The sequence below is a fragment of the Streptomyces cirratus genome, from assembly GCF_014650775.1.
GTDB classification, from domain to species: Bacteria; Actinomycetota; Actinomycetes; order Streptomycetales; family Streptomycetaceae; genus Streptomyces; species Streptomyces cirratus.
This window is the reverse complement of record NZ_BMVP01000001.1, coordinates 779,150-794,466: the sequence shown is the minus strand read 5'-3', so window position 1 is coordinate 794,466 and position 15,317 is coordinate 779,150. Positions and strand designations below refer to the sequence as shown.

At 71.1% G+C, this 15,317-nt stretch carries 9 protein-coding genes; 3 read left to right on the top strand and 6 right to left on the bottom strand.

Annotation, left to right across the window (positions count from 1 at the left end):
• The first annotated feature begins 39 nt into the window (after positions 1–39).
• Both IE207_RS03600 and IE207_RS03595 read left to right on the top strand, forming a co-directional pair.
• The gene (locus IE207_RS03600; RefSeq protein WP_190182488.1) at positions 40–975 is read left to right on the top strand and encodes a DMT family transporter; all 936 of its coding nucleotides are present in this window, start codon (positions 40–42) and stop codon (positions 973–975) included.
• A gap of 10 nt (positions 976–985) precedes the next feature.
• Positions 986–1,894, top strand: coding sequence for a LysR family transcriptional regulator (locus tag IE207_RS03595; RefSeq protein ID WP_190182487.1), 909 nt, complete (start codon positions 986–988; stop codon positions 1,892–1,894).
• Positions 1,895–2,129: 235 nt separating this feature from the next.
• Here IE207_RS03595 and pepN (IE207_RS03590) read toward each other — a convergent pair whose 3' ends face one another.
• From pepN (IE207_RS03590) to pepN (IE207_RS03570), 5 genes are all read right to left on the bottom strand, one after another.
• Positions 2,130–4,727, bottom strand: a complete 2,598-nt coding sequence (pepN, locus tag IE207_RS03590; protein ID WP_190182486.1) for an aminopeptidase N — start codon at positions 4,725–4,727, stop codon at positions 2,130–2,132.
• A 180-nt stretch (positions 4,728–4,907) separates the two neighbouring features.
• Positions 4,908–5,939 (bottom strand): aspartate-semialdehyde dehydrogenase, encoded by a 1,032-nt coding sequence (locus IE207_RS03585; RefSeq protein ID WP_190182485.1) that lies wholly within the window; start codon positions 5,937–5,939, stop codon positions 4,908–4,910.
• A 254-nt stretch (positions 5,940–6,193) separates the two neighbouring features.
• Entirely contained in the window at positions 6,194–9,529 is a 3,336-nt protein-coding gene (locus tag IE207_RS03580) for a S8 family serine peptidase (RefSeq protein ID WP_190182484.1), read from the bottom strand.
• A 391-nt stretch (positions 9,530–9,920) separates the two neighbouring features.
• Complete coding sequence (locus tag IE207_RS03575) at positions 9,921–10,883, bottom strand: hypothetical protein (protein ID WP_190182483.1); 963 nt, start codon at positions 10,881–10,883, stop codon at positions 9,921–9,923.
• 199 nt (positions 10,884–11,082) lie between these two features.
• A complete protein-coding gene (pepN, locus tag IE207_RS03570) occupies positions 11,083–13,656 on the bottom strand; it encodes an aminopeptidase N (protein WP_190182482.1) in 2,574 nt (857 codons plus the stop codon).
• A 126-nt stretch (positions 13,657–13,782) separates the two neighbouring features.
• Between pepN (IE207_RS03570) and IE207_RS03565 the strand changes: the two genes are divergently transcribed.
• Complete coding sequence (locus IE207_RS03565; protein WP_190182481.1) at positions 13,783–14,430, top strand: mycothiol-dependent nitroreductase Rv2466c family protein; 648 nt, start codon at positions 13,783–13,785, stop codon at positions 14,428–14,430.
• 127 nt (positions 14,431–14,557) lie between these two features.
• On the opposite strand, the gene IE207_RS03560 is transcribed toward IE207_RS03565, so the two are convergent.
• The gene (locus tag IE207_RS03560) at positions 14,558–15,214 is read right to left on the bottom strand and encodes a superoxide dismutase (protein ID WP_190182480.1); all 657 of its coding nucleotides are present in this window, start codon (positions 15,212–15,214) and stop codon (positions 14,558–14,560) included.
• Positions 15,215–15,317 lie beyond the last annotated feature (103 nt).

The window sequence follows — 15,317 nt, the reverse complement described above, 5'->3', positions numbered from 1 at the left end:
CCACGAACCGTCGACCGAGTCCCGAGGGGGAGACACCCAGTGGCCGTCCTGGACCGCACCCGCACCGTCACACAGGCAGCACAGCAGTCCACCGGCAAGGGGAGGAAGGGAGCAGCCGGACTCGGCGTGCTCCTGGCCCTGGTCGCGACGGTCGTCTGGTCCGGCAGCTTCGTCGCCACCCGGGGAATGGCCGAGACGGTACCGCCCGTCCAAGCCGTCTTCTGGCGCTGGGTCATAGCCGCCCTCGCGGTCACCCCGTTCGCCGCCCGCCAGGCCTGGCGGCAGCGGACCCTGATCCGGCGCCACCTGCGCTACATCGCGCTCGCCACCCTCTTCGGCGTCACCCTCTACAACACCCTCGTGCACCAGGCGGGCCTGACCACCTCCGCCTCCAACATGGGCATGATCATGGCGGCCTCGCCGGTCATCATGGCCCTCTACGCCCGCCTCGGCGGCGAACGGCTCGGCGCCCGCCGCGTCCTCGGGATGCTGCTCGCCGCCTTCGGGGTACTGCTCCTGGTCGGAGACGGCTCGCTCGGCTTCGACTTCGCCGCCGGGGACCTGTGGATGTTCGCCGCCGCGCTCTCCTTCGCCACCTACAGCGCACTGCTCAAGCGCAAGCCCGCCGAACTGGGCGGCCTGGCCTTCCTCCTCACCACCTTCGTGCTCGGCGCCCTGATGCTGGCGCCCGCCTACGCGGTGTCCGTCACCGTCCAGGGCGGCTTCCGCCTCACCCCCGGCACCGGCGGCATGCTGCTGTACGTCGGCGTGATGTCCTCCGCCGTCGCCTTCTTCGCCTGGAACAAGGCCATCTCGCTCATCGGCGCCGCCCGCGCCGGCGTCGTCTACTACCTCCAGCCGGTCTGCGTCGCCGGCCTCGGGCTGCTGCTGCTGGGCGAGCGGACCGGCCCGGCGCAGCTGCTGTGCATGACGCTGATCCTCGTGGGCGTGGGGCTGGGGAGTGCCCGCCGGTAGGTTCGGGCCCATGACCGAGTGGGACATCAAGAAGCTGCGGATCCTGCGGACGCTGGCCGACCGGGGAACCGTGACCGCGACGGCCGGGGCGCTCCACATGACCCCCTCGGCCGTTTCGCAGCAGCTGACCAACCTGGGCCGGCAGCTGGGGGTGCCGCTGCTGGAGGCCCAGGGGCGGCGGGTACGGCTCACGGACGCCGCCCACCTGGTCCTGCGGCACGCCGAGGCCGTCTTCGCCCAGCTGGAACGGGCCGACGCCGAACTGGCCGGGTACCTGTCCGGGGAGGCGGGCGAGGTACGGATCGGAGCCTTCTCCACCGCCGTGCCCGCCCTGGTGGTGCCGGCCGTCGCGGCCCTGCGCCGGACCGCGCCCGGGGTGGAGGTGCGGGTGCGGGAGACCGAGGCCGCCGAGTCCTACGAGCTGCTCTCCGCCGGGGCCGTCGACCTCGCCCTGTCCCTCGCGGCCCACGCACCGACCGCCCGCGACCCCCGCTTCACCCGGGTCACGCTGCTGGAGGACCCGCTCGATGTGGCGCTCCCGCCCGGCCACCCCCTCGCCGCCGCACCGCTCCTGCGGCTGGCCGACCTGTCGGGGGACCGGTGGATCTTCGGCGGCAGCGGCCCCTGGTCGGAGATCACCCGATCCGCCTGCGAGGCGGCCGGGTTCGTGCCGGAGCAGGCGCACTCGGCGTCCGGCTGGAGCGCGATCCTGGCCATGGTCGAAGCGGGCATGGGGGTGGCCCTCGTACCCCGCATGGTGACCGAACGCGCCTCGGGCACCGCCGTACGGGTGCTGGCCCACGACCGCCCCGCCCGGCACGTCATCGCGGCCACCCGCAGCGGAGCCGAGTCGGCCCCGGCCCTGGCCACCGTCCTGGAGGCGCTACGGGACGCGGCGGCGCAGCGCACCGCTCCCTAGGGCGCGTTTCGAAAGTCCCGCCTGCCCCGCGACGCCCGGCACGCACGCTCGCCGCGTTGTCGGGATCGCCCGCGTACGGCCCGGTACGAGGGCGACCCTCCGCCTTGCGATCGCACGCACCGGACGCCGCGGGGCCCGCCCTTCGGGCGGCCGGCGCTACTTTCGAAACACGCCCTAGTGCTGTGACCGGACACGCGTGTGCCCCGGCCGCCGCAGCGGGCCGGGGCACACGGGCTCAGGCCGCGGCGGCCGCGTCCGCCGCCTGGGCCTTGAGGGCACGCTCGACGCCCGCGCGCGCCTCCGACACCAGACGGCGCAGGCCCGCGTTCGGCTCGGCCGAGGCCAGCCACGCGTCCGTCGCGTCCAGCGTCGCGTGCGAGACCTGGAGCGACGGGTACAGCCCCACCGCGATCTGCTGCGCGATCTCGTGGCTCCGGGTGTCCCAGACCTCCTTGACCGCCGCGAAGTACTTCTGCGTGTACGGCGCCAGCAGCTCGCGCTGGTCGGTCTGGACGAAGCCGCCGATCACCGCCTCCTGCACCGCGTTCGGCAGGTCGCCCGACTCCACGACCGAAGCCCACGCCTGCGCCTTGGCCTGCGCCGTCGGGCGCGCCGCCCGGGCGGTGGCCGCGTGGCGCTGGCCCGCCGCGGTGGCGTCCCGCTCCAGCTCGGCCTCGATCGCCGCCTCGCCGGCCACGCCCGTCGCCACCAGGCGCTCCAGGAACGCCCAGCGCAGCTCGGTGTCGACCGCCAGACCCTCGATCTGCGCCGAGCCGTCCAGCAGCGCCGACAGGTACGTCAGCTGCCCCTCGGTCCGGGCCGTCGCCGCGAAGGCCCGGGCCCACGCCAGCTGGTGGTCGCTGCCCGGAGCCGCCGCCCGCAGGTGCTCCAGCGTCGCCTCCGTCCAGGTGGCGAGGCCCTGCTCGCGCCACGCCGGGTCGGCGTACAGGTCGACGGCCAGCTTCACCTGGCGGTGCAGCGACTGCACGACGCCGATGTCCGACTCCTTGCCGATGCCCGACAGGACGAGGGAGAGGTAATCGCGGGTCGCCAGCTCACCGTCACGGGTCATGTCCCACGCCGAGGCCCAGCACAGCGCCCGCGGCAGCGACTCGGTGAAGTCGCCCAGGTGCGCGGTGACGTTGGAGAGGGACACCTCGTCGAGCCGGACCTTCGCGTACGAGAGGTCGTCGTCGTTCAGCAGCACCACGGCCGGACGGGCGCGGCCCACCAGCTCCGGCACCTGCGTCAGGCCGCCGTCGATGTCCAGCTCGATCCGGTCCGTGCGCGTCAGCGCGCCGTCGCGCAGCTCGTACAGGCCGATCGCGATCCGGTGCGGGCGCAGCACGGGCTCGCCCTTGGCACCCGCGGGCAGGGCCGGGGCCTCCTGGCGGACGGCGAAGGCGGTGATGACGCCCTGCGCGTCCGTCTCGATCTCCGGGCGCAGGACGTTGATGCCGGCGGTCTCCAGCCACGCCTTCGACCAGGCGGTCAGGTCGCGGCCCGAGGTCTCCTCCAGCGCGCCCAACAGGTCGGACAGGCGCGTGTTGCCGAAGGCGTGCGCCTTGAAGTACGCCTGCACGCCCTTGAAGAAGGCGTCCATGCCGACGTAGGCGACGAGCTGCTTGAGCACCGAGGCGCCCTTGGCGTAGGTGATCCCGTCGAAGTTGACGAGGACGTCGTCCAGGTCACGGATGTCCGCCATGATCGGGTGCGTGGACGGCAGCTGGTCCTGCCGGTACGCCCAGGTCTTCATCGAGTTGGCGAAGGTGGTCCACGCGTGCGGCCACTTCGAGCCCTCGGCGTAGGCCTGGCAGGCGATCGAGGTGTAGGTGGCGAACGACTCGTTCAGCCACAGGTCGTTCCACCACTCCATGGTGACCAGGTCGCCGAACCACATGTGCGCCAGCTCGTGCAGGATCGTCTCCGCGCGCACCTCGTACGCCGCGTCCGTCACCTTCGAGCGGAAGACGTACTGGTCGCGGATGGTGACGGCGCCCGCGTTCTCCATCGCACCCGCGTTGAACTCGGGCACGAAGAGCTGGTCGTACTTGGCGAAGGGGTAGTCGTACGCGAACTTCTCCTGGAACCAGTCGAAGCCCTGCCGCGTCACCTCGAAGATCGCCTCCGCGTCGAGGAATCCCGCGAGCGAGGGCCGGCAGTAGATGCCGAGCGGCACGGACTGCCCGTCCTTGCCCTCGTAGGAGCTGTGCACCGCGTGGTACGGGCCGGCGATCAGCGCGGTGATGTACGTCGAGATCCGCGGGGTCGGCTCGAAGCGCCAGACGTTGTCCTCGGCGTCCCCGGGCGTCGCGCCTTCGGGGACCTCCCGCGGGGAGTTCGAGATGACCGTCCAGCCCTCGGGCGCCGTCACGGTGAACCGGAAAGTGGCCTTCAAGTCGGGCTGCTCGAAGCTGGCGAAGACCCGCCGCGCGTCCGGCACCTCGAACTGCGTGTACAGGTACGCCTGCTCGTCGACCGGGTCGACGAAGCGGTGCAGGCCCTCGCCGGTGTTGGTGTAGGCGCAGTCCGCGACGACGCGGAGCTCGTTGTCCCCCGCCGCCAGGTGCTCCAGCGCGATCCGGGAGTCCCGGAAGACGGCGGCCACGTCGAGGGCCTTGCCGTTCAGTACGACCTCGTGCACGGCCGGCGCGACCAGGTCGATGAAGGTCGCGGCGCCCTCCTCGGCCGACCGGAAGCGCACGGTGGTCACGGACCGGTAGGTGCCGCCCTCCTGCGCACCGCCGAGATCGAGTTCGATCTCGTACGAGTCGACGGTGAGCAGCTTCGCCCGCTGCTGAGCCTCTTCACGGGTGAGATTCGTGCCAGGCACGCGGTCATCTCCTTTGATGGTGACGTTGCCGCCCCATCCTTCCACGCGCCCCGCGTCACCCACGCCCGGACGATTCACGGGCGGACAGGGGCGGGCCGGCCCGTCTCCCGGCACGCCGAAGGGGCGGCGCCGGCTCGCGGCGCCGCCCCTTCGGCGGGCACGGGTGGGACCGGCAGGCGATCAGCCCTGCTTGAGCTCCTCGGCGATCAGCTCCGCGATCTGGACCGCGTTCAGGGCCGCGCCCTTGCGCAGGTTGTCGTTGGAGAGGAACAGCGCGAGGCCGTTCTCCGCCGTCTCGTCGGCGCGGATGCGGCCCACGTACGAGGCGTCCTTGCCCGCCGCCTGGAGCGGGGTCGGGATCTCGGAGAGCTCGACGCCGGGGGCGTCCGCCAGCAGCTCGTAGGCGCGCTCCACGCTCAGCGGACGCTCGAAGCGGACGTTGACCTGGAGGGAGTGGCCCGAGAAGACCGGCACGCGCACACAGGTGCCGGAGACCTTGAGCTCCGGGATCTCGAGGATCTTGCGGGACTCGTTGCGGAGCTTCTGCTCCTCGTCGGTCTCGAAGGAGCCGTCGTCCACGATCGAACCCGCCAGGGGCAGCACGTTGAAGGCGATGGGCCGCTTGTAGACGCCCGGCTCGGGGAACTCGACGGCCTCGCCGTCGTGGACGAGCGCGGTCGCCTCGCCGGCCACAGCCTTGACCTGGCCGTCGAGCTCGGCGACACCGGCCAGGCCCGAGCCCGACACGGCCTGGTAGGTGGTGGCGACCATCGCGGTCAGGCCGGCCTCGTCGTGCAGCGGGCGCAGGACCGGCATCGCGGCCATGGTGGTGCAGTTCGGGTTGGCGATGATGCCCTTGGGGCGGTTCTTGATCGCGTGCGGGTTCACCTCGGAGACGACCAGCGGGACCTCCGGGTCACGACGCCAGGCCGAGGAGTTGTCGATCACGACGGCGCCCTGCGAGGCGACCTTCTCCGCGAGGGCCTTGGAGGTGGCGCCACCGGCGGAGAAGAGCACGATGTCGAGGCCGGAGTAGTCGGCGGTGGAGGCGTCCTCGATGGTGATCTCGCGGCCCTCCCACTCCAGGGTCGAACCGGCCGAACGGGCCGAGGCGAACAGCCGCAGCTCGTCCACCGGGAACTTCCGCTCGGCGAGGATGCCGCGCATGACTCCGCCGACCTGTCCGGTGGCTCCGACGATTCCGACCCTCACGGTGACTCCCTCATGTGTGCGTTCGACGCGGGCGCGCGTAAGGCCATCATGCGTTCGGTCCTACGAGCCTTGTCCAATCCATTGTCCGAGGCGCGGACGATCTGCTGCGCGCGAACACCCTGACGAGTCGGTCACAAGGCTGCGGGCCGCCCGCCCCGGCCTGTGTTTTGCCTGGTCAGCGGAGGTGTGCCGGCTTGCGGAACGCCCGAAGGGGCGGCGCTCGACCGAGCGCCGCCCCTCCGGTGTGCTGCGTACTACGGCAGGACCTTCTCGATCTGCACGCTGCCGGTGCCCGCGGCGGTACCGCGGCCGTTCAGCAGCTGGACCTGGCCGAAGAACTGCCGGCCCTCGGGGGCCGGGCTGCTGACCAGGACGTTCGCCGAGACCTGCGCGCTCGCGCCGTTGGCGAGGCTCACCGCGGCGGCCTCGTCGACCTGGACGGAGCCCAGGGCGGCCGAGAAGTACACGTCGCGGTAGTCGTACGTGGTGCTGCCGGACGGGACGGCGTAGCCGATCACCTTGATGCTGTAGGTGCCGGCGGCCGGGTTGAGCAGGCTCACGGCCTCCTCGGAGTCGCCGTCGGCGGAGGAGCCGACCTTGACACCGTCCTTGTAGACCTCGAGGTCGAGGTCGGCGGCGGCGTCGGAGACCTTGCCGATCGCGACGTCGAGGCGCGAGACGCCCTCGCCGACCGTGACCTCGCTGGTCTGGGTCTCACCGGCGGCGATGGTCGGCTTGGCGACCTTCGCGGAGCCGAGCGGGCCGCCCTTGAGCTTGCCGCCAGCGATGGCCGCGGCGTCGTTCTTGATGCTCCACTGGACGGGCGCCGGGGCACCCTGCTTGACCTCGGAGAGCACCTTGACCGCGGGGTCGAAGGTGGCGCCGAGGACCGAGACGTCCAGCTTGAACGGGTTGTCGAGCAGCGGCGACGTACGGCGCGCCTCGACCTCGATCTCCCAGACGCCCGGGGTCGGGTCGGCGTAGGAGCGCAGGTCGGGGCGGCACTGGTTCGCCGGGTTGTCGTAGTTCGGGTAGCACTGGGTCGTCGCGCTGTCCTCGACGCCCGTGCCGTACGGGTGGATCGAGATGAAACGCGTCTGGCTGCCGGCCGCGAGGCCGCCGAGGGCGACCTCAAGGGTCTTGGCGCCCTGCGGGACCGTCACGAAGTACGACTTGTGGCTGTTGCGCTGGACCGAGGAGGTGTCCGACAGCGCGAACGACGGCTTCGCCAGCGGGGCCGAGGCGACGACCGTGGTCATGATCTGCTTGTCGATGCCCTCGGTGGTCTCGTCGTCCAGCTGCAGGATGCCGCTGTGCACGCCGGCCGACTTGACGTTGGCCTCGACCTTGATGGTGACGGGCTTGTTCAGCGGCAGGGTGACGTAGTCGTAGCCGCCGACGACCTTGAAGGTCCCGTCGTTGTTGCGCCAGCTCAGGTTGTGCCGGGTGCCGTACTTGACGCCCGTGGTGCGGGTGACGACGACGTCGTAGACCTTCTTCTGGCCGACCTTCAGGCCGCCCTCGCGGTCGTAGAGGCCGGTGCCGAAGCCCGGGGTCTTGAGGAACTGGTCGATCGCGGTGTCGACCGGCGCCTTGACGGTGAACTCGTTGGCCTTCGCGCCGCGCTGGAGGGACTCCCACGCGCCGACGATGTTGATCAGACCCGCGCCCTGGGCGTGCGCCGGGACGTCGTCGATCCTCTTCGCGGTGCTGGTGAGCGCCACGCGCAGGCTCGCCGGGGTCACCGCCAGGTGCTGCTGCTTGGCGGCCGACAGCAGCAGGGCGCTGGCGCCCGTCGCCTGCGGCGAGGACATCGAGGTGCCCTGGAGCATGGAGTAACCGGCCGGCAGGGTGTAGCCGGCCTCCTTCACCGGGGAGCCGGGCAGCCAGGTCTGCGTGGTGTTGATGGCCGCACCGGGGGCGGTGAGGGTCGGAGTCATGCCGCCGTCCTCACGCGGACCGCGCGAGGAGAAGGGGAACATGTTGTACTTCTTGGTCACGCCGGAGCCGTAGTTGGCGGCCCAGGTCTCCTTGGAGACCGCGGCGCCCACGGAGATGACCTTGTCCGCGAGACCGGGGTCGCCGATCGTGTTGACGCCCGGGCCCTCGTTGCCGGCCGAGATGACCAGCTGGACGCCGTAGGTGTCGATCAGGTTCTTGTAGAGCTCGGCGCGGGCGTTGTTGCCGTCGTTGAGCGCAGGGAGACCGCCGATGGACATGTTGACGATGTCCACGCCACGGTTGGCGACCAGGTCGATCATGCCCTCGGTCAGCGCGACGTTGGTGCAGCCGCCGGACCACGAGCAGGCGCGCGAGGAGACGATCTTGGCGCCGGGCGCCTCGCCGTTCATCTTGCCGCCGAAGAGGCTGTTGGCGGCGGTGATGCCCGCGACGTGCGTGCCGTGCTCGGACTCGATGATGCCGATGTTGACGAAGTCGGCCTTCTTGCCGACCCAGTCACCACCCAGCGGGTCCATCGGGACGTCCTTGCGGATCTGGATCACGAACGGGATCCGCTCGGCGACGTCGGTCGCCGGGTTGTCCGTGCCGAAGTAGCCGATCTGGTAGCCGTCCTTGTACGGCTTCATCGGCTCGTTGTTCGTGAAGTCGCCGTCCTGGTCGGTGTCGACGCGGACGGTGCCGGCGGCGGCGTCGTAGAGCATGCCGAACCGGTCGGTGGTGTCCCCGTCCCGGTTGACGTCGCCCTTCTCGTCACCGGTCGCGGTGATCGACTCGCTGAAGCGGCTCCACTGGTACGAGCCCTCCGGGGCCTTCCAGCTCTGGCCGCCCGCGGTGAAGGTCCCGCCCGTGGCCGTGACCGGGGTGATCTGGGCGCGCCAGGTGGCGTCGTTGTCCGTGATCGGGTCGGTCGCGGTGACCCAGTCGACGATCTTGCGCTCGCCGGTGGTGGTCTTCTGCAGCGCGGGGTGCGCGAGGTCGACGCCGGAGTCCAGGATGCCGATGGTCACGCCGCGGCCGTCGGCCTGCGGGTTCTTGGCGACGAAGTCGACCGCGCCCGTCTCGAAGGACGGGTTGTACGGGTTCTTCGCCGGGGTGTCCTTGCCCGGCCCCGGGTAGGTCTCGGCCGCGGTCTTCTTGCTCGCGCCGGCGTCCTTGCCCGAGTCAGGCCGCGGGTCCGACAGCTGGATCTCGTGCTTGAGGTCCATGGCGTGGACCGAGGACAGCTTGCCGGCTTCCCTCAGCGCGGCCTCGGCCTTGCCGGTGGGGATCGTGGCGCGCACGTAGCCGAGCTTGTCGTTCGTCTGGCCCACCGAAGCGCCCTGTACGGCGCCCAGCTGGTCGGCGACCTGCTTGGTCTGACCGGGCGCGGTGGCCACCATGACGGTGACGGTCGCGTCGCCCTTGGCCTTGGCGTCCCGGAGCAGTTCCGCGTCGGACGAGCCGAGCTTCTGGTCCGCGGACTTGACCGCCGTCGGGGCGCCGGGGTCAGTGGCTCCCGTCGCGGCGAAGACGGGCATCGCCCCGGACGCGCAGAGCGCGGCCACCAGGCCTGCGGCCGCCGCGACGCGGGCGACGCGCCTGGAGGCCGGTATTGCCCCGGATATGGAGCTGGGGGATTCGAGGGTCATCAGCATCCCTGGCTAAGAGAAAGATACGGTCCGGATTTCGGTGCCGGATGACCGGTCAGCCTTGCGCAAGTGACCACTGTTTGGGGAGACATGTCATTGACCGAGACCTGACATGGCGGACTCTCGCCACCGTGGAGGATGCGCCAGCGGGGATGCAACGGGGCATAGGGGGGCGACTTGCGGGGGTCAGTGAGTTGACTTGTCGACTTTCTGGCGGAGTGTCAGGCTGGAACCCGCGCCCGGACGCACCGCAGGTGTGACAACTTCCGTCCGTTCAGCGCACGCGCGTGCGCGCGTTATGAAATTGGGGGAGGCCTTCGCCGGGCGCCGGCCACGGCTCCGGCTCGCGGCTCCGGCTCGCGGCCGGGCCGGCCCCCGGCCGCGCTCCCGTTCACCGGGGCAGTACGACGAGGTAGGCGGCGGGCTCGCGGTCGCCGGACGCCGTCAGCGCGGTCCGGACGACCGCGGCCTGCTGCTCGGGCCAGTCGCGCAGCTTGCGCGGGGTGATGTGGATGACGGTCACCCCGAGCCGCTCCAGGGCGTCCCGCTTCCGGACGGTCTCCGACCACTGCTCGTCCTCGCCCTGGCGGGGTGCCCGGGTGTCGATCTCGACGGCGACGGCGTGATCGGGCCAGTATGCGTCGACCCCGCCGAGGTGGGGGCCGCCGGGCAGCCGCAGGTCCACGTTCCAGACCGGCTCCGCGAGTTCGTAGCCGCGTACGAGCTGGTACAGCCGGTCCTCCGCGATGGCCCGGCCCTCGGCGAGCAGGGACTCGACGGCGTCGACCACGTGCGGCCGGTTCAGCAGCCGGGCCACCGTCAGCTCCCGCACCACGGCCGCCGGTTCGCAGTGCCCCGCCCGGACGGCCTCGCTCAGCAGGCGGCGTACGGTGCCGGCGTCGGAGAGCCGGGCGACGGCGTCGGCGACGGCGCGGGCCACCGGGGCGACCGGCAGGCCGGTCACCTGCATCGGCCGGGGCGGGGTGTGCGCGCGGATGATCCGGACGCCGCCGGTGGACCGGAGCCGGCGGGTGTTCGAGACGAGCACGTCGATGTGCGGGAGCGCCGTGAGCGCCGGGGCCGCGCTGAACCGGTACAGGGCGAGGGCTGCGAGCCCGGTGATCATGGCCTCGTCGGCGGTGCGGCGCCCGGCGTACAGCAGGGCGGCGTGCAGCCGTTCCTCGCTGGTCGGGGCGCCGGGGTGGAGCAGGAACACCCCCGGGAGGATCTGCTGCCAGGCCCGGCCGGCGGCGTCGGCGGCGCTGACGCCGTGCTCGCGGAGCTGCGCGAGGGTGAGCACGCGGGGGCGGCTGCCGGTGAGGTGGGTGAGGGGGAGGGGCGCGTTGTGGTTCATGCCGCGGAGATTCCCGCACGGCGGGGGCCCGCTAACCCCTGTTACGTTCCCGTCGACAAATCGGGACAAGCCCGCACTAAAGTACGGCCGTTCGAAAGCCGATACCGCCGTTCGCTTCCGCTCGACCCGCTCGACCCGCCCGGCCACCGGCCGGCACCGGGGCCGGGCCCGCGCGGCCGGGCGGGAAGCGCACCGGGCCCTAGCCGGCGGTGGCGTCGGCCTTGGTGGCGCCCGCGTCATGGGCTTGGGCTCGCAGCGCGCGGGCCAGGTCGTCACGGGACTCGGCCACCAGCCGCCGCAGCGCCGGCGGAGCCGACTCGTGCGCGGCCAGCCACGCGTCCGTCGCCTCCAGCGTGCCCCGCGAGTCCTGCAGGGCCGGGTACAGGCCCTTCACCACGTCCATCCCGATCTGGATCGACCGCTCGGCCCACACCCGCTCGATCGCCTCGAAGTACCGCTCGGTGTAAGGCGCCAGGAGGGCCCGCTGCGAAGACTGCTGCATCCCCGCGATCGTGGCTTCGACCAGCGCGTTCGACAGCGCGTCCGACTCCACCACCGCCGCCCAGGCCTGGTCCTTCACCGCCGCCGACGGCCGGGCCGCCAGGCACCGCACGTGGTGGCGGCGGCCCGACGCCGTGTCGTCGCGCGCCAGTTCCGCGGCCAGGGCGCCCTCGTCCACCGCCCCGTGAGCGGTCAGCGGCAGCAGGAAGTCCCAGCGCAGCTCCTGGTCGACCTCCAGCCCGTCGATGTGCGCCGAACCGTCGAGCAGCCCCAGCAGCAGCTGGAAGTCGCCCTCCGTGGTGGCGGCCGCCGCGAAGAACCGGGCCCAGATCAGCTGGTGCTCGGAGGCCGGCTCGGAGAAGCGCAGCTCCTGCAGGGCGACCGCCGACAGCACCCGGCCGCCCTGCTCGCGCCACTCGGGCGCCGCGTAGTGGGTGACTGCCGTCAGCGCCTGGTGGTGCAGCATCTGGAGCACCCCCAGGTCGCTCTCGCGGCCCGAGTGGGACAGGACCAGCGAGACGAAGTCGCGGGCCGGCATCAGGGCGTCGCGCGTCAGGTTCCACAGCGCCGACCAGCACAGCGCGCGGGCGAGGGGGTCCCGCAGGTCGCCCAGGTGGGTGCGCAGCGTCGCCAGCGAGCCCTCGTCGAAGCGGATCTTGCAGTAGGTGAGGTCGTCGTCGTTGACCAGGATCAGGTCGGGCCGCTCCCGCCCGGCCAGTTCCGCCACCGCCGTACGCGCCCCGGCGACGTCCGTCTCGGTCCGCGCGTACCGCACCAGGGCGCCGTCCTGCAGCCGGTACAGGCCCACCGCGACCCGGTGCGGGCGCAGCTCGTCGCCCTCCTGCACCACCACCAGTTCACCGATCCTGCCGTCCGGGCCGTAGGTCACCTCCGGCGTCAGCGCGTTCACGCCGGCCGTCTGGAGCCACGCCCGCGACCACTCGGCCATGTCCCGGCCCGAGACCTCCCCGAGCACCGACAGCAGGTCGTCCAAAGTGGTGTTCCCGTACGCGTTCGCCTTGAAGTAGCGCCGCGCGCCTTCCAGGAACGCCTCCCGGCCGACGTACGCGACGAGCTGCTTGAGCACCGCCGCGCCCTTGGCGTACGTGATGCCGTCGAAGTTCAGCTTCGCGGCCTCCAGGTCGGGGATGTCGGCCGTGATCGGGTGCGTGGAGGGCAGCTGGTCGGCCCGGTAGGCCCATGCCTTGCGGTTGTTGGCGAAGGTCACCCACGCCTGGTCGAACCGGGTCGCCTCGACCAGCCCGAACGAGCCCATGAAGTCGGCGAAGGACTCCTTGAGCCACAGGTCGTCCCACCACTTCATGGTGACCAGGTCGCCGAACCACATGTGCGCCATCTCGTGCAGGATGACGTTCGCGCGCCGCTCGTACGAGGCCTGCGTGACCTTTCCGCGGAAGATGTACTCCTCCCGGAACGTCACCATGCCCGGGTTCTCCATCGCGCCCAGGTTGTACTCCGGCACGAAGGCCTGGTCGTACTTGCCGAACGGGTACGGGTAGTCGAACAGCTCGTGGAACAGGTCGAAGCCCTGCTTCGTGACGAGGAAGACGTCGTCCGCGTCGAAGTGCTTAGCCAGGCCCTTGCGGCACATCGCGCCGAGCGGGATCGTCAGGTCCCCGCGCGTGTAGGTGTCGGTGACGTAGTGGTACGGGCCCGCCACCACGCAGGTGATGTACGTGGAGATCGGCGCGGTCTCGGCGAAGCGCCGCGTCTGCCCCTCCCGGGACTCCTCGGCCCCGTTGCTCCACACCTGCCAGCCCTCGGGCGCGGTGACCTCGAAGCGGTAGGGCGCCTTCAAGTCGGGCTGCTCGAAGTTGGCGTACACCCGCCGGGCGTCGGCCGGCTCGTACTGGGTGTAGAGGTAGACCTCGCCGTCCTCCGGGTCCACGAAGCGGTGCATGCCCTCGCCGGTGCGGCTGTAGGCGCAGTTCGCGTCGACCACCAGGACGTTCTCGGTGGCGAGGCCGTCCAGGGCGATCCGCGAACCGTCGAAGACGGCGGCCGGGTCCAGCGCGCGACCGTTCAGGGTGATCGCGTTCACCGAGGGGGCGATCAGGTCGGCGAACGTGGCGGCGTCCGCGGTCGCGGCCCGGAAGCGGATCGTCGTTACGGACCGGAAGGTTCGCGGACCCTCGGCGGGTTCGGCCTCGTCCACCGCCGACCTCAGGTCGAGGGACACCTCGTACCCGTCGACGGACAGCAGCTCGGCCCGTTCGCGGGCCTCGTCACGGGACAGATTCTCTCCGGGCACGTGCACTCCTTCGTGCGTGATCGCGGTCTTGCCTCGAATCCTCGCACGGGGGGAATGGGAGCGGCCCTGAGCTGGTTGGGGAGGGGGCAACGTGACCGGAAACGGGCGAACGATCTGAGGAGAGACATGGCCGACACGCAGGTGAGCGGGAAGACCCCGGTCGATTTCTGGTTCGACCCGATCTGCCCCTGGGCGTGGATGACCTCCCGCTGGATGCTCGAAGTCGAGAAGGTGCGCGACGTCGAGGTCCGCTGGCACGTGATGAGCCTCGCCGTCCTCAACGAGAACAAGCTCGAAGACCTGCCCGAGCGCTACCGCGAGATCCTCGGCCCCAAGGGCTGGGCGCCGGTGCGCGTGGTCATAGCCGCCCAGCAGAAGCACGGTGACGAGTACACCGGCAAGCTCTACACGGCCCTCGGCACCCGCATCCACAACGAGGACAAGGGTGCGACCCGCGAGGTCATCGCGGAGGCGCTGGCGGAGGTCGGCCTCCCGGCCGAGCTGCTCGCCTACGCCGACTCCGACGAGTACGACGAGGTGCTGCGCGCCTCGCACAACAACGGCATCGACCGCGTCGGCCAGGAGGTCGGCACCCCGGTGATCTCCGTACCCGGCGCCGACGGCGACGAGGTGGCGTTCTTCGGGCCGGTCGTGACGCCGACCCCGCGCGGCGAGGCCGCAGCCCGGCTGTGGGACGGCACGCTGCTCGTCGCGTCCACCCCGGGCTTCTACGAGATCAAGCGCACCCGTACCCGGGGGCCCGTCTTCGAGTAGGCGCACCCGGGGATCCCGGGCACAGAAGACCCCCGTGAGTCACGTCCTCACGGGGGTCTTCCGCTGTACACGCCCGCCGGTGAAGGTTGAGAAGACGATCACGAGGCGGCCGGGCCGGTGGCGCCGATCAGCCCTTGACGGGGATCAGCAGCGGGGTGTTGGCCTTGGCGTCGGCGTAACGCCTGGCCACGTCCTGCCAGTTGACGACGTTCCACATCGCCTCGATGAAGTCCACCTTCTGGTTCTTGTACTGCAGGTAGAAGGCGTGTTCCCAGGCGTCGAAGACCAGGACCGGCACCGAGGCCTGGCCGACGTTGCCCTGGTGGTCGTAGACCTGCTCGACGATCAGGCGGCCGCTGATCGGCTCGTACGCGAGCACGCCCCAGCCGGAGCCCTGGGTGGCGGAGGCCGCGAAGGTCAGCTGCTTCTTGAACTTCGCGAAGGAGCCGAAGGACTCGGTGATCGCGTCCGCGAGATCGCCGACGCCGTCCGCGGCGGTCGGCTCGCCGCCGCCCTCGCCGGTCTTCGGGCTGGCCATGTTGTGCCAGTAGATGCTGTGCAGGATGTGGCCGGAGAGGTGGAAGGCCAGGTTCTTCTCCAGGCCGTTCAGCGCGCCCCAGTTCTCCTTGTCGCGCGCCTCCTCCAGCTGCTCCAGCGTGGTGTTGGCGCCGGCGACGTAGGCCGCGTGGTGCTTGTCGTGGTGCAGCTCGATGATCTGCGGGTTGATCACCGGCTCCAGTGCCGCGTAGTCGTACGGAAGCTCAGGAAGCGTGTAGATGGCCATGCGTGTATCCGGTCCCCTCAGCGTGCCAACTGCTTATTGCAATCACTGCGCAACTGCACGCTAACAGTATCTATTCCTGAACACACGTAAGGGTCGCCTGTCT

What these genes read in the sequence shown, in the direction of transcription:
- IE207_RS03575 (WP_190182483.1), bottom strand. Translation starts at nt 10,883, where the DNA reads ATGAACCACAACGCGCCCCTCCCCCTCACCCACCTCACCGGCAGCCGC.
- IE207_RS03560 (WP_190182480.1), bottom strand. Translation starts at nt 15,214, where the DNA reads ATGGCCATCTACACGCTTCCTGAGCTTCCGTACGACTACGCGGCACTG.
- IE207_RS03580 (WP_190182484.1), bottom strand. Translation starts at nt 9,529, where the DNA reads ATGACCCTCGAATCCCCCAGCTCCATATCCGGGGCAATACCGGCCTCC.
- IE207_RS03595 (WP_190182487.1), top strand. Translation starts at nt 986, where the DNA reads ATGACCGAGTGGGACATCAAGAAGCTGCGGATCCTGCGGACGCTGGCC.
- IE207_RS03565 (WP_190182481.1), top strand. Translation starts at nt 13,783, where the DNA reads ATGGCCGACACGCAGGTGAGCGGGAAGACCCCGGTCGATTTCTGGTTC.